The sequence below is a fragment of the Paragemmobacter kunshanensis genome, from assembly GCF_011059185.1.
GTDB classification, from domain to species: domain Bacteria; phylum Pseudomonadota; class Alphaproteobacteria; order Rhodobacterales; family Rhodobacteraceae; genus Paragemmobacter; species Paragemmobacter kunshanensis.
The window spans coordinates 1-21,308 of sequence record NZ_JAALFE010000007.1; the positions used below are offsets into that span (position 1 = coordinate 1).

Consider the following 21,308-nt stretch of genomic DNA (forward strand, 5'->3'; position numbering starts at 1 on the left):
CATCTGCGCTGAACATCAACGGCTTTCTGCGCCACCCCGAAAGAAAGGGCTTGCAAAATGTGCTGCGATTAGACGACCCCCGGAACCCGAAAGCGCCCCGCGATGTTCTACCGCCCCGCCGATGGCCACGGCCTGCCGCACAACCCCTTCAACGCCATCGTGACACCCCGCCCCATCGGCTGGATTTCCACCCGTGGGCCGCAGGGCGACAACCTCGCCCCCTATTCCTTCTTCAACGCCGCCGCCTATACCCCGCCGCAGGTCACCTTCGCCTCCACGGGCCTCAAGGATTCCGTCACCAATATCCGCGCCACCGGCGTCTTCGCCGTGAACATCGTGGCAGCCGCGATGCTGCACCCGATGTCCGAAACCTCGGCCGAATTGCCGCCGGAAGTCGACGAATTCGCTCATGCCGGCGTCGCCCGCGCCGAATGCACCGCCATCCCCTGCCCCCGCGTCGCCCATGCCCCCGCCACACTGGAATGCGAGGTGATCGACATCCTCACCCTGCGCGGGCAGAATAACTTTCTGGTGCTGGGCGAGGTGGTAGGCATCCACCTGCGCGACGATTGCCTGATCGACGGCCGCTTCGACGTGACAACCTTCCAGCCGCTCGCCCGGATGGGCTATCGCGACTATGCGGTTGTGCGCGACGTCTTCGAACTGAAACGCCCGAACGAGGGGTGATCGGCCCCGCAAGGCGGCCCCGTCCCGGGCCTGCCCCGGGACCTCCCCCTTCCGCCAGGAACCGCGCGCCAGAGGCCCCGGATCAGGTCCGGGGCGGGGTCGGCAGGATCCGCGATTTCGCCGCCAGATCGCCCGCCCGCCAGACATAGGCCGCAACCAGCGGCTCGTCCCCCGTCCGCATGCCATGCGCCATCCAGGGGTCATGCCGGATCACCTGCCCCGGCGCGACCGGCGCATAGGGCCCCTCGCCCCGCATCCACAGCGCCCGCCCCGACAAGGGCAGATAGACCTCCGCCGCCGCATGGGCATGGGGCGGATAGTCGATCCCCGGCCCCAGCAGCAGGATCCCCACCGCCACCACCTCGCTCGCGATGGGCCCGCGCAGCCCGATCACCTCCGTCCAGCCATAGGAGCGCAGGAAATCCGCCCCGAAATCCGCCATCCCGTAGGTCTGCCCCCAGCACAGCCCCGCCGCCCCGTCGCGCAGCCCCGCCACAAGCCCGGCAAAGGGAGCAGGCGCCCCGCGCGCCGCCGCCTCCAGCACCCCGCAGACAGGCAGCATCCCCGGCGTCACCGCCCGCGTCACCCGCGCTTCGGGCCAGCCCGCCACCGCGTCCTCCGCCCCCGCCGCCACATAGGCCGCATGCAGCGCCCCCGCCAATGTCACCGAATCCATCCCGCATCCTCCACCCTGCCCCGGCACAGCAGATCATGTCCGGGGCGGACGATCACCCCCCTTCCCCGCCCCGCAAACCCCGCCTAAGCTGCGCCGCAGCGACAGAAGGGGCAATCCATGCAGACGATGATCGGCGTGATCGGCGGGTCCGGGGTCTATCAGATCGACGGGCTGGAAGGCGCAGACTGGGTCAAGGTGGCCTCCCCCTGGGGCGCCCCCTCGGACGAGGTGCTGACGGGCCGCCTGAACGGCCTGCCCATGGCCTTCCTGCCCCGCCACGGGCGCGGCCATGTCCATGCCCCCTCCGATGTGCCCTATCGCGCCAATATCGACGCGCTGAAACGTCTCGGCTGCACCGACATCATCGCCGTCTCGGCCGTTGGCTCCCTGCGCGAGGATTTCCGCCCCGGCGATTTCGTCATCGTGGATCAGTATATCGACCGCACCTTCGCCCGCCCCAAATCCTTCTTCGGCGCAGGCTGTGTGGCCCATGTCGGCTTTGCCCATCCGACCTGCCCCCGCCTCTCCACCGCCTGCGCCGCGGCCGCCCGGCAGGCGGGGATCAGCGTGCATGAAGGTGCCACCTATGTCGCCATGGAAGGCCCGCAATTCTCCACTCTCGCCGAATCCCGCCTCTATCGCGGCTGGGGGGCCGATGTCATCGGCATGACCGGCATGCCCGAGGCCAAGCTCGCCCGCGAAGCGGAACTCTGCTACGCCTCCATCGCCATGGTCACCGATTACGACTGCTGGCATCCCGGCCATGATGCCGTGGACGTGGCCGCCGTCATCCGCACCCTCACCGCCAATGCCGGCAATGCCCGCGCCGTGATCGCGGCCCTGCCTGCCCATCTCGGCCCCGACCGCGCGCCTTGCCCGCATGGCTGCGACCGCGCCCTCGACATGGCGCTGATGACGGCACCCGACAAGCGCGATCCGGCCCTTCTCGCCCGGCTCGATGCCGTCGCGGGCCGCGTCCTGCGGGGCTGACCGCCCGCAGCGCGCGCGGCCTTAACCCTCGGGAAACCATGCAAGCCGTGCTATGATGCCCCAGAGGGGGCGCGTTTCGCCCCTGGTCACCAGTGGAGCCCGGTCATGCTCACCTCCCATATCCGCTACCTGCAATCCCGCCTCGCCGCCCTCGGCCATTATGCAGGCCCGCTCGACGGGCAGCGCGGCCCCCTCACCGATGCCGCCATCCGCAAGGTGCTGCCCCTCCTCGGCCAGCCCCTCCCCCCCGGATGGCAGGGCTGGACACCCCGCCGTCAGGCCACTGCCGCCCTGCAGGCCCTGGCCCGCGCCGAAGGCCTGAATCCCGGCCCGATCGACGGCTGGTGGGGCCCGCAGACCGATTACACCGTCACCGCCATGATGACGCGGGCCGAAACGGGCCGCCTGCCCGACTGGCGCGACATCCGCCCCGGCACCGCCAACCCCCATGGCTGGCCCCGGGAAAGCGAGGTTTCCGCCTTCTACGGCCCGCATGGCACGCCCGAAGGCCGCCGCCCGCCCCTGGTCAAGGTGCCCTCGCCCTGGACATTCCGCATCGCCTGGAATCTCGCCCAGCCGCGCAGCTTCCTCTGGGCGCATGAGAAGACCGCCGCCTCCCTCACCCGCATCCTCGCCCGCATCCACCAGCATTACGGCGAGGCCCGCCTGCGCGAGTTGCGGCTGGATATCTTCTCGGGCGATTACGACCCCCGCCTGATGCGCGGCAGCCAGACGAAATGGTCGATGCATGCCTGGGGCATCGCCTATGATTTCGACGATACCGAGAACCGCCTGAACTGGGGCGCCGACCGCGCCCGCCTCGCCCACCCCGAATACCGCCCCTTCTGGGAGATCTGGGAAGCCGAAGGCTGGGTCTCCCTCGGCCGCACCAGGAATTACGACTGGATGCATGTCCAGGCCGCCCGCCCCGACTGACAGCCCGACGGACACCCTATCGAAAGGCCCGACCGTTCCCCCGACGTCCCGCCCCTGCCGGTCCCACCCCCGGGACCGGCCCTTTCCTGACGCCCGCCGTCCCGCTCTGCCCCGGACTTTTCGCCCGCCGGTCCCGCCCCGACCGCCCCGACCGGACGTCGCCGTCCCTCACTACCCCCAACATCACTCCCCGGCCTCCTGTCCCCTCTCCCCCCCCTTCGTCCTCACCCCAATACCCTCACTCCCGCAGCCCTGCCCGCCCGCCCCGACCGACTCCCCGACTGACACCCCGCCCAAAGGCCCGACCGTTCCCCCGACGCCCCACCCACCGGTCCCGCCCCTGACCGGCCGCAACCGGACGCCCGCCGTCCCGCTCTGCCCCCACCCTCACTCCCCGGCCTCCTGTCCCCTCTCCCGCCCCTTCGTCCCGGCCCAAATACCCTCCCTCCCGCAGCCCTGCCCGCCCGCCCCGACGGACACCCCGGCTATTCCCCCGACGCCCCACCCGCCGGACCCGCACTCGACCGGCCCCGACCGGACGCCCGCCGTCCCGCGCTGCCCCCACCCTCACTCCCCAACCTCCTTTCCCCTCGCCTACTCCTTCGTCCTCACCCCAATACCCTCCCTCCCGCAGCCCTGCCCGCCCGCCCCGACCGACTCCCCTACTGACACCCCGCCCAAAGGCCCGACCGTTCCCCCGACGCCCCACCCGCCGGACTTGCCCCCGACCGGCCCCGACCGGACGCCCGCCGTCCCGCGCTGCCCCCACCCTCACTCCCCGGCCTCCTGCCCCCTCTCCCTCCCCTTCGTCCTGGTCCAAATACCCTTCCGCCTTCTCGCAGGCCTGCCCGCCCGACCCGACGGACACCCCGACTGACACCCCATCGGTAGGCCCGACCGTTCCCCCGACGCCCCGCCCGACGCCCCACCCGCCGGCCCCGCACTCGACCGGCCCCGACCGGACGCCCGCCCTCCCGCGCTGACCCCACCCTCACTCCCCAGCCTCCTTTCCCCTCTCCTCCCCCTTCGTCCTGGCCCAAATACCCTCCCTCCCTCCCGCAGCCCTGCCCCTCCGCCCAGACTGACCCCCCGTCCAAAGGCCCGACCGTTCCCCCGACGCCCCCCCGCCGGTCCCGTCCCCGTCCGGCCCTTTCCGGACGCCCGCCGTCCCGCTCTACCCCCACCCTCACTCCCCGGCCTCCTGCCCCCTCTCCCGCCCCTTCGTCCTGGCCCAAATACCCTCCCTCCCGCAGGCCTGCCCGCCCGCCCCGACTGACACCCCGACTGACACCCAGCCCAAAGCCCCGCCCGGACGCCCTCCGCCCCGCTCTGAGCCGCATCCTCTTTCCCCAGCCTCCTTTGCCCGCCCCTGCCCTTCATCTTGGCCCAAATACCCTTCTTCGTTTCCACCGCCATGCCCGCCCGCCAGCCAGCCCCGCACCCAGCCCCGGATGGCGTCCGCGCGCGCCCCGGGCGGGGATTGCGCGACCCGGGGGGTCCGGGGGGGCCGGATGGCCCCCCCGGCCTGCCCCCCCGGCCTGCACGCCCTCCCCCCTCGACGCCCCCGCCCCGGGGCGCTAGACCTTGGCCATTCCCACAGCGTCAGGGCTCCGCATGACCAGAACCGTCAAGGACTACATCCGCACCATCGTCGACTTCCCGCATGAAGGAATCCTGTTCCGCGACGTGACCACCCTCTTCGCCGATCCGCGCGGCTTCCGGATGTGCGTCGACCAGCTGCTCGCCCCCTATGCCGGCATGCGCATCGACAAGGTCGCCGGGCTCGAGGCGCGGGGCTTCATCCTCGGCGGTGCCGTGGCCCATCAGCTTTCCACAGGCTTCATCCCGATCCGCAAGAAGGGCAAACTCCCCGGCGCCACCATCGCGGAAAGCTACAAGCTGGAATATGGCGAGGCGACGGTCGAGGTGCATGACGATGCCCTGCAGCCGGGCGAAAAGGTGCTGCTCGTCGATGATCTTCTCGCCACCGGCGGCACCGCCGAGGCCGGGATAAGGCTGATCGAACGGCTGGGCGCACAGGTCGTCGGCTGCGCCTTCGTGGTGGATCTGCCCGATCTGGGCGGCCGCAAGCGGCTCGAATCCCTCGGCATGGATGTGCATGCCCTCTGCACCTTCGAAGGGCTCTGACAGCCCCGGCCCAGCCGGAGCCCGGGCCGCGCAGGGCGGCCCCGTCAACCCTTCCTTAACCCTTCGCCGCTAGAAGCGATTCTGTCGGGGCACCCACCCCGGCGCTGCTTGCAAGAACCACACCCCACCCACCCCGCCGGTTCACCCCGGCGGGGTTCTTCGTCATTGCCCCGTTACCCGCCCCGGGCTACCTCTCGCACCATGACACCCTATCGCGACCTCTTCCGCAGCTTCGGCAGCATCGGCCTGATGTCCTTCGGCGGCCCGGCCGCGCAGATCGCCCTCATGCACCGCGTGCTGGTCGATGATCGCAAATGGCTGTCCGAGCGGGACTTCCTCGCCGCCCTCTCCTTCTGCATGGTCCTGCCGGGGCCCGAGGCGATGCAGCTTGCCACCTGGTCGGGCTGGCGGTTGCGGGGCACGATCGGCGGGCTGATCGCGGGGCTCCTGTTCGTGCTGCCCGGCGCGGCCGTGGTGCTGGCACTGGCCGCGATCTATGCCGCCTTCGGCAGCCTCCCCTGGGTTCAGGCCCTGTTCATGGGCGTCCAGGCCGCCGTCGCCATCATCGTGATCGAGGCGCTCCTGCGCGTCGGCAAGCGCGCCCTGCAGGGCCGCGCGGCGCGCGTGCTGGCCCTTCTGGCCTTTGCCGCGCTCTTCTTGCTGAACGCGCCCTTCCCGCTCGTCATCCTCGCCGCCGGGCTTTGGGGATATGCCACCGCGCGCGGCACCGCCACGCCCCTGCCCCCGCCTCCCCGCGCCACCCATACCCTGCGCACCGCCGCGCTCTGGCTGGTGATCTGGCTCGCCCCGCTCGCCGCGCTCTGGGCGGCCGATGCGGGCCTTCTGGCCGAAATCGGCCTCTTCTTCGCGAAACTCGCGATCCTCACCTTCGGCGGGGCCTATGCCGTCCTGGCCTGGATGGCGCAGGCGGTGGTCGAAGACAAGGGCTGGCTCACGCTGCGCCAGATGATGGATGGCCTCGGCCTTGCCGAAACCACGCCCGGCCCCCTGATCCTCGTCACCGAATTCGTGGGCTACCTGGCCGGACACCGGCAGGGCGGCTGGCCGCTCGGCCTCGCGGCTGCCCTGGTCACGCTCTGGATGACCTTCGCTCCCAGCTTCCTGATGATCTTCGCAGGCGCCCCCTGGATTGCCCGCATCACCGCCGCCCCCCGCCTCGCCGGCGCGCTGTCGGCCATCATGGCCGCCGTGGTGGGCGTGATCGGCAATCTGTCGGTCTGGTTCGCGGCCCATGTCTTCTTCGCCGAAGTCGCGCGCGAAAGCTTCGGCCCGCTCCAGCTGCTCACCCCCGATCCGGCCAGCCTGCGCCCCGGCCTTGTGGCGCTGGCCCTTCTGGCCGGCTGGATGCTCCTGCGTCGCCACTGGCCCCTGCCTCTGGTCCTTGCCATCTGCGCCGCCGGAGGGCTGGCGCTTCATCTCCTCGCCCCCCATCTCCCCCCGACCCCCTGACACAAAGCATGCCCCCCCGCCCGACGCCCCCTTCCCTTTGGGGGCGAATCCCCCGTAAATGAAGACAAGCAGCGGAAAGGACAGCGCATGGCCCGTTCCATCGACTATGGCAACCTGATGCATCGGGCGATGCGGGGGCTGATCCAGACCGTCCTGCGCGATGTGGCGCGCGATGGCCTGCCAGGCGCGCATCATTTCTTCATAACCTTCGACACCACCCATCCCGGCGTCGCCATCGCCGACTGGCTCCGCGCCCGCTACCCGGCCGAAATGACCGTGGTCATCCAGCACTGGTTCGAGAATCTCGAAGTCACCGATGACCAGTTCTCCGTCACGCTGAACTTCGGCAACCAGCCCGAACCCCTCGTCATCCCCTTCGACGCCGTGCGCACCTTCGTCGATCCTTCCGTGGAGTTCGGCCTGCGCTTCGAAACCCACAGCGACGAGGAAGACGAGGACGAGGAAGACGAGGATGACGACGGCGACGATGACCCGCCGCCCCATCAGGACGCCGAGATCCTCAGCCTCGACAAATTCCGCAAGCACTGACTCCGCAGGCACTGGCCGCACAGGGGCGAAAGGATCTTCGGCAAGGATCCTCCGCCCCCCGGAATTTTCGCATGAAAATTCGTAGGGGGGCGGCGGTATGCGACGGTATGCCGATTGATTTTAAGGGTCCTGCCCGCTAAGGCGGGCACAAGCGATATCAGGAGGCTTGGCCATGACCGCAACCCGCACCGAGACCGACAGCTTCGGCCCGCTGGAGGTTCCTGCCGACAAGTACTGGGGCGCGCAGACCCAGCGCTCGATCATCAACTTCCCCATCGGCTGGGAACGCCAGCCCGTCGCGATCATCCGCGCGCTGGGGGTGATCAAGAAGGCCTGCGCCTTGGTCAATATCGACCAGGGCGATATCTCGCCCGAACTGGGCAAGGCCATCGCGGCGGCGGCGCAAGAGGTGATCGACGGCCGCTTCGACGACAACTTCCCGCTGGTGGTCTGGCAGACGGGATCCGGCACCCAGTCCAACATGAACGCGAACGAGGTCATCTCGAACCGCGCGATCGAGATGCTGGGCGGCGTGATGGGATCGAAGAAACCCGTCCACCCGAATGACCATGTGAACATGGGGCAATCGTCCAACGACACCTTCCCTACGGCCATGCATGTGGCCATCGGCATGATGGCCCGCGACGTGCTGCTGCCGGGGCTGGAGAAGCTGTCCAAGGCGCTCTGGGCGAAGTCCAACGAATTCAAGGACATCATCAAGATCGGCCGCACCCATACGCAGGACGCGACACCCCTGACGCTGGGTCAGGAATTCTCGGGCTACGCCACGCAGGTCGACAAGGGCATCGCGCGGGTGAAGGCCTGCCTGCCCGATATCTACGAACTGGCCCAGGGCGGCACCGCTGTTGGCACGGGACTGAATACCCGTGTCGGCTGGGATACCCGCGTCGCGGCAAGGATCGCCGAAATCACCTCCCTCCCCTTCGTCACCGCCCCCAACAAGTTCGAGGCGCTGGCAGCCCATGACGCGATGGTCATGTTCTCCGGCGCACTGAAGACGGTCGCTGCGGCGCTCTTCAAGATCGCCAACGACCTGCGCCTCCTCGGCTCCGGCCCCCGGTCGGGTCTGGGCGAGCTGATCCTGCCGGAAAACGAACCGGGGTCCTCGATCATGCCCGGCAAGGTGAACCCGACGCAGGCCGAGGCGCTGACGATGGTCTGCGCCCATGTCATGGGCAATGACGCCGCCGTGGGCTTTGCCGGCAGCCAGGGCCATTTCGAACTGAACGTCTACAACCCGATGATGTCCTACAACGTGCTGCAGAGCATGCAGCTTCTGGGCGATGCGGCGGGCAGCTTCACCGACAATATGGTGGTCGGCACCCAGGCCAACACGGCGCGGATCGACAAGCTGATGAAGGAATCGCTGATGCTGGTGACGGCACTGGCGCCGACCATCGGCTATGACAACGCCACCAAGGTCGCCAAGACCGCCCACAAGAACGGCACGACGCTGAAGGAAGAGGCGATAGCCCTGGGCTTTGTCGACGCCGAAACCTTCGACCGCGTGGTGCGGCCGGAAGACATGATCGGACCGAAGGGGTGAGAGGCGGTCCGGGCCATTCCGGCCCGGATCGAAAGCTCCGGTGGAGCTTTCGAAGCATCGAACGCCCGCTGCCGCTGCAGCGGGCCGGGCGGAGGGAACCGAAGCAATGTCCGAGATCGTCAACCTTCGGCAAAAGCGCAAGGAGGCGGCCCGCAAGGCCGCCCGCGCGAAGGGAGATGAGAACGCCGCGAAATTTGGCCGGACCAAGGCCGAACGCGATCTGGAACAGGCGCGGGCGGAAAAATCCGCCCGCGACCACGATGCCCACCGGCGCGACGAATGACCGCCCGCCCCGTCAAGCATTCGCTCACCCTGCGCGGCCACCGCACCAGCGTCAGCCTGGAAGAGGAATTCTGGCAGGCCTTCCGCAGCATCGCGGCAGAGCGGGGTCTGACACTGAACCAGTTGGCTGTGGAGGTTGACGAGGCGCGCGCAGGCGATGTGGGTCTCGCCTCGGCGATCCGGGTCTTCGTGCTGAAGCGGTATCGCGGTTAACCGGGCGTTTACCCCGCTGCGGCATGGTTTACCCATGAGCCGCAATCTTCTTCCCTATACGACCGAAGGGTGGATTTCCCATCTCTTCAACTCGCAGGCCGCGCGGGATGGCGGGGTCATCCGGCGTCAGGTCCGCGATGTCGAACGCTATGTGGGCCGCGAGGTGTTCCTTACTGAAATGCGCAGGCGCGGTTACCCCGTGCTGGAAAATGCCGGCCAGTTCCTCATCATCTGCAACCAGGAACCGATCCGCCGCGTGGTCTAGCGATTTCTGACGCAGAAATCGCAGCGGAATTTGACGCAAATTCCGCCAACAGGCGCCGCGCCCGGAACCCGATTTCTGCGTGCAGAAATCGTTGCGAAATCTGCGTCAGATTTCGCCCCCCCGCCGCGTCACCCGCAGCCACACCCCGTCCCGCGCCCGCACCGTCAGATGCGCCACCGGCACCGGCACCCGCCCCTCCACCACCTCGAAGCGGAACGCCCGACACAGCATCGCCAGCAGCAGAACCCCCTCCGCCATGGCAAACCCCGCCCCGGTGCAGACCCTCGGCCCGCTCGAAAACGGCAGCCACCCGTCGCGCGCCTGCACCTTTGTCTCCTCCCGCCCCCAACGGTCGGGATCGAAGTCATCCGGCGCGGTCCAGATCCGCTCATGCCGCCCCAGATGCCAGGATGACAGCACCACCTGCGCCCCCGGCTTCACCTCCCGCCCCCGGAACTCCTCCGGGCAGGTCGTCTCGCGCACCATCATCGGCACCGGCGGAAACAGGCGCAGCGCCTCGCGGAAGACATCCCGCGTCAGGCGCAGCCGCGACAGCGCCGAAAACTCCGCCACCATCCCTGCGGCCTCCGCCGCCACCCTCTCCTGCACCTCCGGATGCGCCGCCAGCAGCCACAGCGCCCAGCCCAGCGCGCTCGCGCTCGTCTCATGCCCGGCAAGAAAGAAGATGGCGACCTGATCCACCATCTCCTCCGTCCCGAACCGCTCCCCCGTCACCGGGTCCGCCGTCACCATGATCTTCGTCGCCAGATCATCCGGCGCGGTCCCCGCCGCAATCTCCGCCGCCCGCCGCGCCGTCATCGCGGTGATCAGACGCCGGATTTCCGCCGCTGCCCCCTTCGTCCCGCGCCGGAACCCGCGCGGCATCCAGCGGGGTAGCGGCACGAAGGCCGCAAGGTTCAGGATCGGCTGCGTCCGCTGATAGGCGCGGAAGGCATGGAAGACCGCCGTCGCGTCCCGGTCCTCGATCGGGATCGAAAACAGCGTGCGAAAGATCACATCCGCCGCCGCGTGGCTGGCGATTTCCTCCACCTCCACCACACCCACCGGCATCCGTGCCACCGCCGCCTCGCCCGCCGCCCACATGGCCGGAAAGGTGTCGCGCAGCCGCCCCCCTTCGAAGGCGGGATCAATGATCCGCCGCTGCCGCTTCCACTGCTCCCCGTTCGTCACAAAGACCGACTGCCCCAGCAGCGGCACCAACCCCTCGCGCACCCGCCCCGATTTCGGGAAATCCTCCGGGCGCTCCTGCAGCACAAGCCGCACCAGCGCCGGGTCGTTGCACATGTAGCTTCGAAAGAACGGCGTGCGGAACTCGGCCATCCAGGCGCGATACAGCCGCGCGGGCTGGGCCGACAGGATATCGGCCCGGAACAGCCGCAGATAGCGCCAGAACGATACCCGGTCCGGCCGCGCCTCGGGCTTGGGCACCTTCATGCCAGGCTCCTGTGGCCCGACATCGCCCGCTCGATCCGGCTTTTCGATGCGGCCCGCCCGCGATACCGCGCGCCCAGCGTCAGGGGCCCCGCCGTGATGCGGAAATAGTCGTAATCCCCGGGCCGGTCGAAGGCGCACATGTACTGGAAATGCAGCCGGAACCAGCGGAATCGCATCCTGCGCCACCGCTCCGGCGAAAAGGTCTGGGTGAAGGCGGCCGAAATCACCAGGGGCCAGCGCTTCCCCTCTCCCGCCACCCCCGTCACCGCCACCGGATCGCACAGCGCAAAGGCGCAGCCGTCCCCCGGCGCGGTCACATCGACCCATGTCACCTCGTCCCGCGTCGACAGATAGGCCAGATCCCCGCGCAGCCGCCGCGCCTCGGGCAGGAAGGACATCATCGGCACCACCTGCCCCAGCGTCAGAAAGGAAAGGGCCGGCCCCCGCTCCGGCAGGCCCGCCCGGATCAGATCGGCCAGGATCGTCACCCCCAGAATCGCCCCCGAGGAATGGCCCACCACCAGAACCTCATCCACCTCCTCGCGCAGCGCCACCCCGATGCGCGCGGCGAATTCCCCCATCCGCGCCTCCAGAACCGGCGGATAGGCCCCCCAATGCCCGGCGGAAAAGGCATAGTCATGCATCAGGTAATAGGCCAGGAACCGGCCATCCCAACGCTGGAACAGCCGCAGCACCGCCCAGGCCAGCGCCAGCCCCGCCGCCGCGCCCAGCGCAATCCCCGCCCCGCCCGGCCAGAGCCGCGCCCCCGCCAGCGCAAGTCCCGCCCCCGCCAGCCCCGCCAGCAGCGCCTGCAGCCCCAGCATCACCACCGGATAAAGCGCGGCCAGCGTCGGCCCCTTGCGCAGCCGCCCCAGCCGGAACAGCGCCCCCGAGGCGACATAGATCCAGGCCGTCCGCAGCATCTGCGCATAGGTGGCCGGAATGGTCCGCCGCATCGACCCGCCGATGATATCGGCCCAGGCCAGCACCTCCACCGCGCTTTCCACCGTCTCGCCGTCGATCTGCGCCGTCACGCTCCAGCCATGCGCCACGCCAGCCCGCTTGGCCCCGATCTCCAGCGCATAGCCCGAAATCGCCGCCTGGGCCGGGCCTTCCTTGCGGTAGAACTGCCGATAGCGCCGCGTCTGCATCGGATCGAAACCGGGGATATAGAAGACCTGTCGCCGCCGCACGCGCCCCGTCTCTGCCGCCGTCAGCTCCGCCATTGCCCGCTCCGCCACCGAACCACCGCCACCATCCCTTGGGCCACTATGGCGCGGCGCGGCGCTCAGCCCAAGAGGGGAATGCCGAAGCGGTCAAAGGTTTCCAGAAGCCACCAGCTGAAATCGGTGAAGGCCCCGGTCAGCAGTGCCAGCCCCACCACGATCAGCAACAGGCCCATCGCCCGCTCGATCCATTTCATGTGCCGCTTCAGCCGCTGCATCACGCCCATGGCCCGCTCGATGAACATGGCCGCCAGCAGGAAGGGGATCCCCAGCCCCGCCGCATAGACCCCCAGCAGGACCGTGCCGCGCTGCACCGATCCCTCCTGCGCGGCGATCGACAGGATCGCCCCCAGCTGCGGCCCGATGCAGGGCGTCCAGCCAAAGGCAAAGGCCAGGCCCAGCACATAGGCCCCAAGGGCCGATCCGCCGCGATCCCCCGCATCCAGCCGCGCCTCGCGGTCCAGCAGGCCGATCCGGAACACCCCCAGGAAATGCAGCCCGAAGACCAGCACCACCCCCCCCGCCATCTGCGAGAACAGCACCTGGTTCTGCAGGAAGAAGGCGCCAAAGGCGCTGGCGGTAAAGCCCAGCAGCAGAAACACCGTCGACAGGCCCAGCACGAAGAACAGCGCAGGCAGCATCACCCGCCGCCGCGCCGCGCCCGCCGCGGGGGCCCCGTCCCGCCCCGTCATCTCGCCCATGCTGATCCCGCCCATATAGGCCAGATAGGGCGGCACGATGGGCAGCACGCAGGGCGACAGGAAGGACAGAACCCCCGCCGCCAGCGCCACCAGCATGGCCGGGATCAATCCCGCATCTATGATGTCAAAGCCCAGCATGCCTCCTGATAGCCTCTTCGCCCCCCCGCGTCACGACGCCCAGTTGTCACATTGCCGTGGCCCTTCTGCAACCTTTCGGCTATCACCCCGCCATGGCCGCACCCTGGGATATCGAGATGGATTGCGAAGGGCTGCTCTGCCCCCTTCCCGTCCTGCGCGCGCGCAAGCGGCTGGCCGCGATGCAGCCCGGCCAGATCCTGCGCCTTACCGCGACAGACCGCATGGCCGCGATCGACCTGCCGCATTTCTGCACCGAGGCCGGCCACCGCTTCCTCGGCACCGAAGAGGCAGGCCCCGTCACCGCCTATCTCATCGAACGCGGCCCGGGCTGACCCTCCCCAGACGCAGCCCCCGCCTCCCCCCTTCATCCTGGCCCAAATACCCTCGGGGGTCCGGGGGTGAAACCCCCGGGCAGCCAAGCGGCGCAGCCGCGCAGGCGCCCCAAAGGCTTGCGCCGCAGGCGCGCAATTCCCTTCCCGCGCTGCAAAGGCAAAAGCGCCAGCCTCCGCATCCTCGGCACCGAAGAGGCAGGCCCCGTCACCGCCTGACTCATCGAACGCGGCCCAGGCTGCCCCCCCGGACGCAGCCCCCGCCTTCCCCTTCATCTTGGCCCAAATACCCTCGGGGGTCCGGGGGTGAAACCCCCGGGAAGCCAAGCGGCGCAGCCGCGCAGGCGCCCCAAAGGCTTGCGCCGCAGGCGCGCAATTCCCTTCCCGCGCGGCGCAGGCAAAAGGGCCGAGGGTTGCCCCCCGGCCCCAGCCAGAAATCCTCCCGCAGAGCTTCAGCGGCCCAGCGACCACCAGCCCTTCTTGCGCGGCTTCGACGGGTCCGCCTCGGCCTTGGGCGCGGGGGCCGCCGCCGGGGCCTCGGGGGCGATGGCGGCAAGCTCGGCCTCGCCCGGATCGGCCACCAGCGCGGCCTCCTGCGGCGCGGCGATGCCCGGATCGGCCGGGAAGGCCGCCTCGGCGACCGCCGGTTGTGCCTCTGCCGCGGCCGGCGCCTCTGGCGCCTCGGCTGCGGCCGCCTTGGCCTTGCTGCTGCGCGACCGGGTCGCAGGCTTCTTCGCCTTGGGCTTTTCCGCCGCAGCCTCTGCCTCGGCCGGGGCCGCTTCCGCCACCGCGGCCTCGGTCACCACTTCCTTTGCAACCGGGGCCGCCTCGGCAACAACCGCCTCAACCGGGGCCGTCTTGCGGCTGCGCGCGGCGCCGCCGCGCGACCGCGTCACCTTCTTCTTCGGCGCAGCCTCCGCCGGGGCCTCTTCCGGGGCCGCCTCCGTCACGGCCTCCGCCGCGCCTTCGGCTGCCGCCTCGGCGACCGGCGCGTCAGACTCGTCGTCCTCGTAGCCTTCCGCCTCGCCACCAGCCATGGCCTCGCCCGCCTGATCCGCCGGGCCGCCATTCTTCTTGCGCCGCCGACGACGGCGCTTCTTCTTGCCGTTCCCGTCCCCCCGGGCCTCGCCGCCGCGCGCATCACCCCGCGCCTCGCCGCGCCCTTCCGCCTGCTCTGCGACCTCGGCCTCTTCGGCCTCGTCCAGATCCTCCTCCAGCGGCAGGTCGTCGTCTTCCTCTTCCTCCACCGGCGCGCCCATCAGCCCGGCATGGCCCGAAATCACCGAGGAAACCTCCGGCACCACCCGCGTCGCCGTCTTGAACTTCTCGATCACGTAATCCGGGCTCACCAGCGCCGGATCGCCCTCGATCCGCACGCTCATGCCGTAACGCGCCTCGATCAGCGCGATATGTTCCCGCTTCTGGTTGATCAGGAAATTCACGATCCCCACCGGCGCCTTCAGCAGCACCTCCTTGGACCGCTTCCGCGTGCCTTCCTCTTCCAGCGCCCGCAGGATCTGCAGGCCCAGGCTGTCATCCGACCGGATCAGCCCGGTGCCATGGCAATGCGGGCAAGGCTGGGTGGTGCTTTCCAGCATCCCCGGCCGCAGCCGCTGGCGGCTCATCTCCAGAAGGCCAAAGCCCGAAATCCGCCCCACCTGAATCCGCGCGCGGTCCGTCTTCAGCTTTTCCTTCAGCCGCTTCTCGACCGTCGCATTGTTGCGGCGCTCTTCCATGTCGATGAAGTCGATCACGATCAGACCGGCCAGGTCGCGCAGGCGCAACTGCCGCGCGATCTCTTCCGCCGCTTCGACATTCGTCTTCAGCGCCGTTTCCTCGATCGAGCCTTCCTTGGTGGCCCTCCCTGAGTTCACGTCGATCGCCACCAGCGCCTCGGTCACCCCGATCACGATGTAGCCGCCCGATTTCAGCTGCACCACCGGGTTGAACATGCCGCCCAGATAGCTTTCCACCTGATAGCGGGCGAAAAGCGGCATCTGCTCGTCATAGCGCTTCACCAGCTTGGCGTGGCTCGGCATGATCATCCGCATGAAGTCCTTGGCGGTGCGATAGCCGGCCTCGCCCTCGACCAGCACCTCGTCGATCTCGCGGGAATAGAGATCCCGGATCGACCGCTTGATCAGGTTGCCTTCCTCATAGATGGCCGCGGGCGCGATGGATTTCAGCGTGAGTTCCCGCACCTGCTCCCACAGCCGCATCAGATATTCATAGTCGCGCTTGATCTCGGCCTTGGTGCGCTTGGCGCCCGCCGTGCGGATGATCAGGCCCGCGCCTTCCGGCACCTCGATCTCGCCCGCGATCTCCTTCAGCTTCTTGCGGTCCGCCGCCTGGGTGATCTTGCGGGAAATCCCGCCGCCCCGCGCCGTGTTCGGCATCAGCACGCAATAGCGCCCCGCCAGCGACAGATAGGTGGTCAGCGCCGCGCCCTTGTTGCCGCGCTCTTCCTTGACGACCTGCACCAGCATGATCTGCCGGACCTTGATCACTTCCTGGATCTTGTATTTCCGGTGGCGCGGCTTGCGCGGCGCGCTGATCTCTTCCGCGACATCCTCTTCGGCGACGGATTCGATCTCGTCATCAGTGTCGCTCGCATGGTCCATGGCGCGATAGGGACGCTCGCCCCCAGCCTCAGCCCCCGCCTCGCCCTCATCGCCCGCGGCCTCCGGCGCGGCAGCCTCGGCCTGCACCGCCTCCGCGACATCGGCCTCGGCGGCGATCACCGCCTCGCCTGCCAGCGCCTCATCCGCCAGCGCCTCGCCGGCCTCGTCCTCGTCCAGATCAACCACATCCATGCCGCCGATCTCGGCCGCCTTCACCGCATCCTTGCGCGCGGCCTCGGGCCGGGGGCGCGACCGCCCGCGCGACCGGCGGTTGTCCTCTTCGTCCTGCGCGCGGTTATAGGCGCGCTCTTCCTCCAGCAGCGCCTTCCGGTCCGCCACGGGGATCTGATAGTAATCCGGGTGGATCTCCGCAAAGGCCAGGAAACCATGCCGGTTCCCGCCGTAATCCACAAAGGCCGCCTGCAGCGAAGGTTCGACCCGCGTCACCTTGGCAAGGTAGATGTTCCCCGCCAGTTGCCGCTTGTTGACCGTCTCAAAGTCGAACTCTTCGACCTTGTTTCCATCCACCACCACCACGCGGGTCTCTTCCGCATGGGTGGCGTCGATAAGCATTTTCTTTGCCATGATATCCTGATGCGCCCCGGCACGGCCTCCCCGCCCCGGAGCATGCTCCAGGATCGGGTTCGGACGGGCAAAGGCGGCTTGTCTGGGCAAGACGGCGCGGGGCGAAAGGCCGGGCCATGCCCGGTGGGCATCCCTCGGCTTTCGTCATCAAAATCGCGCGCGTCATCGCGGTTCTCTTCCGGATGCCTTGCGGCACCCACCTGCTAAAGCCCGCTGCGTCTTGTGACCTGACGGGCAAACTGACGACCTTTCGGCCGATCCGACTGCCACCCTCCCGGCAGCGCTGAAAGGCACCGGCCTCGGGGGCAGAGAATTCCACGGCGGGGCAAACCCCGCGTCCGCCGACCCTAGCGGCAAAGTCGCGCAAAACACAATGGGGGAATTTCGCACATACCCCGCCCCCGCGATCCAGGGTTGCAAGCCGCCCCAGGGCCCTCAACCCTGCGTGACCGCGCCATTCATCCAGCATTAACCATGGGTTAACGCGGGATTAAGGTTAACGCTCGCGGAGCCATACGCCGTATGCACAGCTGTCTGCACCAGCCGTCTGCACCGGCTGTTGCACGCCATTTTTGCTTTATTTCAATGGGTTAACACCGTTTCAGGTGTAATCCGACCGGCTCAACCCGTATTTCGCCATTTTCTCGTTCAGCGTCCGTCGCGGCAGGCACAGCTCATCCATCACCGCAACGATACTGCCCTTGTGGCGGCGCATCGTATTGTCGATCAGCATCTTCTCAAAGCTTTCGACATATTCCTTCAAGGGCTTGCCCTCGGTCGTCATCGCAGGCCCCGTCGCCTCGTTGTCGGCCATCAGAAGGCTCGCGATCGACCCCGATCCCCGCCGGTTCTGCAACACCGCCCGCTCCGCGATATTGACCAGCTGGCGCACATTTCCGGGCCAGGGCGCCTGCAACAGCTGCGCCGCCTCCTGCGCCGTCACCTGCGGCGCGTCACAGCCATATTCCTCGGCGAACTGCTCGGATGCGCGGGCGAACAGCGTCAGGATATCCTCGCCCCGCACCCTAAGGGGTGGGCAAAGGATCGTCATCGCCCCCAACCTGTAGTAGAGATCCGACCGCAACACATCTTCCAGCGTCTTGTCCGGCGCATGTTCGTTGCAGATGGCGATGATGCGCGTCTCGGGCGGTGTGCCCTGATCGTTGATCAGCGTCAGCAGCCGCGCCTGCAGGGGCTGGCTCAGCGCTTCCACATCCTCAAGGCACAGCGTGCCCCCCCGCGCCTCTTCCACCAGCGGCAACTGTCCATCCTCCGAGGGGCCGAACAGCTTGGCCGCCAACTGATCCTCGGACCAGGCCGCGCAGGAGATGGTCACGAATTTCTTCGATGCCCGCGGCCCCACCGCATGCAGCGCATGCGCCACCAGCGTCTTGCCCGTGCCCGTCTCGCCATCAATCAGGACATGGCTATCTGCTTGACCCAGATCGAGAATATCCTCACGCAGCCGCTCCATCACCAGGCTGGAACCGATCAGCTTCTTCATCAGGATCGACCCGTCCGAAAGCTCCTTTCGCAGCGCCCGGTTGTCCAGCGTCAGCCGCCGCGCCTGCGTCGCGCGCTTGGCAAGTTCCGTCATCCGGTCGGGGTTGAAGGGCTTTTCCAGAAAGTCATAGGCCCCCACCCGCATCGCCTCTACCGCCATGGGCACATCGCCATGGCCGGTGATCATGATCACGGGCAGGCCCGAATCCATGCCCATCAGGCGCTTCAGAAAGGCCATCCCATCCATGCCGGGCATCTTGATATCGCTGACGACAACGCCGGGAAACTCTGGCCCGATCCCCTTCAGCGCATCCTCGGCGCTGGCATAAGTCTCTGTATCGAAACCGGAAAGCGCCAGCCACTGGCTGATGGACTGCCGCATGTCCGCCTCGTCATCGACGATCGCCACCTTCATTGCCCGCGCCATGCCAACCTCATTCCGCTGCTTCCACTTCCCTGCCCAAGAGGGGCAATTGCATCTCGAAGACCGCGCCGCCGCCTTCGCCGTTCCGCGCGGTCAGACGCCCGCCCAGATCGGTGACGATCCCCGAAGAGATGGCAAGGCCAAGCCCCACCCCCTCGCCGGGTTTCTTCGTCGTGTAGAAAGGCTCGAACAGATTGTCCAAGTCCTTGATTCCCGTGCCATTGTCGCGCACGGCCAGCATCGCCACATCGCCCGCCGACAGGATCAGGTCGATCTGCGGATCGCTCCTGTCCCGCGTCGCGTCCAGCGCGTTGCGCAGCAGGTTGATGATCACCTGCTCCAGCCGCAGCCGATCCGCCATCACCATCACCGGCGTGCGCGGCAGGGTGCGGGTGATCTTGACCACCCGCAGCTTCAACTGCGGCTCCATCATCGACAGCGCGCTGGACAGGCAGGCCCGCAGGTCCACCGGCTCGAAGGCCTCGCCGCCCTTGCGGGCATAGGATTTCAACTGCCGCGTGATCGCGCCCATGCGTTCGATCAGGTCGTCGATCCGCTGGAAGGACGACAGCGCCTCTTCCGGCCGCTTCCGCTGCAACAGAAGCCGCGCCCCCGCCAGATAGGTCTTCATCGCTGCAAGCGGTTGATTCAACTCATGACTTACCGCCGCCGACATCTCGCCCAAAGCGGCCAGCTTGGACGATTGCGCCAGCGTCAGTTCCGCCACCGCCAGATCCTTCTGCACCCGCTCGCGTTCCGCGATCTCGCGCTGCAGCCGCGCGTTCAGCAGCCGCAACTCCGCCGATTCCCGCTGAAAGCTCATGCTCTGCGACCAGGCCTTGCGCGACAGGAAATAGAAGGTCAGCGCCATCAGGATGGCGAATCCCATGATCTCCAGCGCCAGAATCCCGTTCACCCGCTCGCGGACCGAGTCATAGGCCGTGAAGGTCACCATCCGCCAGCCGCGGAAGGGCACCCGCGCCTCGGTCTTCATCACCGCCTCGCCGCGCAGATAGGCATCCGGCGGCGCCTGCGCCCAATCCGCCGTGGCCTGCAGCGCCCGGCTCAGCGCCGAAGGCGCATCCCGCACCGCCAGCGCCTCGGCCATCGGCAGGCCCCGCCAGCGCGGCTCGGTCGCAAGGATCACCACGCCCTCGCTGTCGGTCACCATCACGGCATCCTGCAGGCCCGCCCAGGCCCGCTCATACTTCATCAGATCGACCGCGACGACGATCACCCCGCCCGGCTTGCCATCCACAAGCACCGCGCGGGAATAGGTGAAATCATAGCCGCCCCCCTCGCGCGCCTGGGCGGTGAAGACGGTATCCTTGTTGCGCACCGCCTCTACAAAATAGCCCATCGACCTGTGGTTCGTCCCCAACAGGTTGCGGTTCGTCGCGGCGACCGTGCGCCCGTCGGCATCAATCAGCAGGATCGAGGCGACCCCGATCTCCGATTGCACCCGGATCAGTTTCTGCGACGTGTCCGAAAACACCCGGTCCTTCAGCGCCCCCACCAGCGCCGGATCCCCCGCCAGCAGCAGAGGCACGACCGAGGTCCGCTGCAATTCCGAAACCATGTTCCCGGAATAGAGCGCCAGCCGCAGTTCCGCCCGGTTGCGCGTCGATTCCGTGAACCGCTCCGACAGCCAGCGATTGGTCACCAGCACCACGCCAACCGCCAGCACCACCATCAGCACGATGGCCAGCTTCACCCGCCACGAGATGCCGGGCGGCGTTTCTGCATCGAAATTGGTGTCTCTCTCGGCGCTCATGGCGGCAATCTAGGCCCGCCCCGGGCCCCGCTTCAAGCACGGCCCCCGGAATGCCGGTTCAGGCAAGCGCCAACCCGCCCAAAAGGGCCTTGAACAGCACCGCGCCATCCGTTCCGCCCTGCAACGGGTCCACCACCCGCTCGGGATGCGGCATCATCCCCAGCACGCGGCGATTCTCGGACAGGATCCCCGCGATGTCGGCCACCGATCCGTTGGGATTGTCGGCATAGGTAAAGGCGATGCGGTCCTGATCCTGCAACTGCTTCAGCCCATCCGCGCCAATGGTGTAATTGCCGTCATGATGCGCCACGGGAACCGTGATCTCCTGCCCCTTGCCATAGCCCGCCGTAAAGGCGCTGTCGGCCGTCGCCACCCGCAAGGTCAGCATCCGGCAGACGAATTTCAGCCCGGCATTCCGCATCAGCGCGCCGGGCAGAAGCTGCATCTCGGTCAACACCTGAAATCCGTTACAGATCCCAAGCACATAGCCGCCCCGCGCGGCATGGGCCTTGACGGCGGCCCCGATGGGCGATTGCGCGGCAATCGCGCCGCAGCGCAGATAGTCGCCAAAGGAAAAGCCGCCCGGAACGCCCACCACATCCACGCCCTCGGGCAGCGCCGTATCCTTGTGCCAGACACGCACCACATCCCAGCCCGCCCGTTCAAAGGCCACGGCCAGATCGCGATCGCAGTTGGAACCCGGAAAGGTGACGACGGCAGCCTTCATCTTGCATCCTTTCGGAAATGGCGGCGGGATGGGCGCGGATTA

General features: G+C 68.2%; 19 protein-coding genes. 11 read left to right on the forward strand and 8 right to left on the reverse strand.

Annotated elements, in window-relative coordinates:
• The first annotated feature begins 102 nt into the window (after nucleotides 1-102).
• The gene (locus G5V65_RS08610) at nucleotides 103-687 is read left to right on the forward strand and encodes a flavin reductase family protein (protein ID WP_165049001.1); all 585 of its coding nucleotides are present in this window, start codon (nucleotides 103-105) and stop codon (nucleotides 685-687) included.
• An 82-nt stretch (nucleotides 688-769) separates the two neighbouring features.
• Here G5V65_RS08610 and G5V65_RS08615 read toward each other — a convergent pair whose 3' ends face one another.
• Nucleotides 770-1,363, reverse strand: coding sequence for a dimethylsulfonioproprionate lyase family protein (locus G5V65_RS08615; protein WP_165049003.1), 594 nt, complete (start codon nucleotides 1,361-1,363; stop codon nucleotides 770-772).
• A 117-nt stretch (nucleotides 1,364-1,480) separates the two neighbouring features.
• On the opposite strand from G5V65_RS08615, the gene G5V65_RS08620 reads away from it, so the two are divergent.
• The 9 genes from G5V65_RS08620 (at nucleotide 1,481) to G5V65_RS08660 (ending at nucleotide 9,783) form a co-directional block, all read left to right on the forward strand.
• A complete protein-coding gene (locus tag G5V65_RS08620; RefSeq protein ID WP_165049005.1) occupies nucleotides 1,481-2,353 on the forward strand; it encodes an S-methyl-5'-thioadenosine phosphorylase in 873 nt (290 codons plus the stop codon).
• A 105-nt stretch (nucleotides 2,354-2,458) separates the two neighbouring features.
• The gene (locus G5V65_RS08625) at nucleotides 2,459-3,289 is read left to right on the forward strand and encodes a M15 family peptidase (protein WP_165049007.1); all 831 of its coding nucleotides are present in this window, start codon (nucleotides 2,459-2,461) and stop codon (nucleotides 3,287-3,289) included.
• A gap of 1,614 nt (nucleotides 3,290-4,903) precedes the next feature.
• Nucleotides 4,904-5,437 (forward strand): adenine phosphoribosyltransferase, encoded by a 534-nt coding sequence (locus G5V65_RS08630; protein WP_165049010.1) that lies wholly within the window; start codon nucleotides 4,904-4,906, stop codon nucleotides 5,435-5,437.
• Nucleotides 5,438-5,638: 201 nt separating this feature from the next.
• The gene (gene chrA / locus G5V65_RS08635; RefSeq protein WP_165049012.1) at nucleotides 5,639-6,907 is read left to right on the forward strand and encodes a chromate efflux transporter; all 1,269 of its coding nucleotides are present in this window, start codon (nucleotides 5,639-5,641) and stop codon (nucleotides 6,905-6,907) included.
• A gap of 87 nt (nucleotides 6,908-6,994) precedes the next feature.
• Nucleotides 6,995-7,456 (forward strand): SspB family protein, encoded by a 462-nt coding sequence (locus tag G5V65_RS08640; RefSeq protein WP_165049014.1) that lies wholly within the window; start codon nucleotides 6,995-6,997, stop codon nucleotides 7,454-7,456.
• A gap of 172 nt (nucleotides 7,457-7,628) precedes the next feature.
• Nucleotides 7,629-9,023 carry a class II fumarate hydratase gene (fumC, locus tag G5V65_RS08645; protein WP_165049016.1) on the forward strand — a complete coding sequence of 465 codons (1,395 nt, stop codon included), beginning with the start codon at nucleotides 7,629-7,631 and terminating at the stop codon, nucleotides 9,021-9,023.
• Between the two features lie 106 nt (nucleotides 9,024-9,129).
• Entirely contained in the window at nucleotides 9,130-9,306 is a 177-nt protein-coding gene (locus tag G5V65_RS08650) for a DUF4169 family protein (RefSeq protein WP_165049018.1), read from the forward strand.
• The gene (locus G5V65_RS08655; RefSeq protein WP_165049020.1) at nucleotides 9,303-9,518 is read left to right on the forward strand and encodes a ribbon-helix-helix domain-containing protein; all 216 of its coding nucleotides are present in this window, start codon (nucleotides 9,303-9,305) and stop codon (nucleotides 9,516-9,518) included. Before G5V65_RS08650 ends, G5V65_RS08655 begins: the two co-directional genes overlap by 4 nt.
• A gap of 34 nt (nucleotides 9,519-9,552) precedes the next feature.
• On the forward strand, nucleotides 9,553-9,783 hold the full coding sequence (locus tag G5V65_RS08660; RefSeq protein WP_165049022.1) for an N-(5'-phosphoribosyl)anthranilate isomerase: 231 nt from the start codon (nucleotides 9,553-9,555) through the stop codon (nucleotides 9,781-9,783).
• Nucleotides 9,784-9,888: 105 nt separating this feature from the next.
• Here the strand turns inward: G5V65_RS08660 and G5V65_RS08665 are convergent, their stop codons facing one another.
• The 3 genes from G5V65_RS08665 to G5V65_RS08675 all read right to left on the reverse strand — a co-directional run bounded on the left by G5V65_RS08665 (nucleotide 9,889) and on the right by G5V65_RS08675 (nucleotide 13,303).
• Complete coding sequence (locus G5V65_RS08665) at nucleotides 9,889-11,238, reverse strand: cytochrome P450 (protein ID WP_165049024.1); 1,350 nt, start codon at nucleotides 11,236-11,238, stop codon at nucleotides 9,889-9,891.
• Nucleotides 11,235-12,464: a hypothetical protein gene (locus G5V65_RS08670; RefSeq protein ID WP_165049026.1), complete on the reverse strand. Its 1,230-nt coding sequence runs from the start codon at nucleotides 12,462-12,464 to the stop codon at nucleotides 11,235-11,237. The genes G5V65_RS08665 and G5V65_RS08670 overlap by 4 nt, the downstream gene beginning before the upstream one ends.
• A gap of 62 nt (nucleotides 12,465-12,526) precedes the next feature.
• Nucleotides 12,527-13,303, reverse strand: coding sequence for a cytochrome c biogenesis CcdA family protein (locus tag G5V65_RS08675; RefSeq protein WP_165049028.1), 777 nt, complete (start codon nucleotides 13,301-13,303; stop codon nucleotides 12,527-12,529).
• Nucleotides 13,304-13,395: 92 nt separating this feature from the next.
• Between G5V65_RS08675 and G5V65_RS08680 the strand changes: the two genes are divergently transcribed.
• Nucleotides 13,396-13,635, forward strand: coding sequence for a sulfurtransferase TusA family protein (locus G5V65_RS08680; protein ID WP_165049030.1), 240 nt, complete (start codon nucleotides 13,396-13,398; stop codon nucleotides 13,633-13,635).
• Nucleotides 13,636-14,084: 449 nt separating this feature from the next.
• On the opposite strand, the gene G5V65_RS08685 is transcribed toward G5V65_RS08680, so the two are convergent.
• The 4 genes from G5V65_RS08685 to purQ all read right to left on the reverse strand — a co-directional run bounded on the left by G5V65_RS08685 (nucleotide 14,085) and on the right by purQ (nucleotide 21,266).
• Nucleotides 14,085-16,838 carry an Rne/Rng family ribonuclease gene (locus G5V65_RS08685; RefSeq protein ID WP_165049032.1) on the reverse strand — a complete coding sequence of 918 codons (2,754 nt, stop codon included), beginning with the start codon at nucleotides 16,836-16,838 and terminating at the stop codon, nucleotides 14,085-14,087.
• Between the two features lie 601 nt (nucleotides 16,839-17,439).
• The gene (locus G5V65_RS08690) at nucleotides 17,440-18,768 is read right to left on the reverse strand and encodes a sigma-54-dependent transcriptional regulator (RefSeq protein WP_165049035.1); all 1,329 of its coding nucleotides are present in this window, start codon (nucleotides 18,766-18,768) and stop codon (nucleotides 17,440-17,442) included.
• Between the two features lie 7 nt (nucleotides 18,769-18,775).
• Nucleotides 18,776-20,539 (reverse strand): sensor histidine kinase, encoded by a 1,764-nt coding sequence (locus G5V65_RS08695; RefSeq protein ID WP_165049037.1) that lies wholly within the window; start codon nucleotides 20,537-20,539, stop codon nucleotides 18,776-18,778.
• 58 nt (nucleotides 20,540-20,597) lie between these two features.
• Complete coding sequence (gene purQ, locus G5V65_RS08700) at nucleotides 20,598-21,266, reverse strand: phosphoribosylformylglycinamidine synthase subunit PurQ (RefSeq protein ID WP_165049039.1); 669 nt, start codon at nucleotides 21,264-21,266, stop codon at nucleotides 20,598-20,600.
• Between the last annotated feature and the right edge of the window lie 42 nt (nucleotides 21,267-21,308).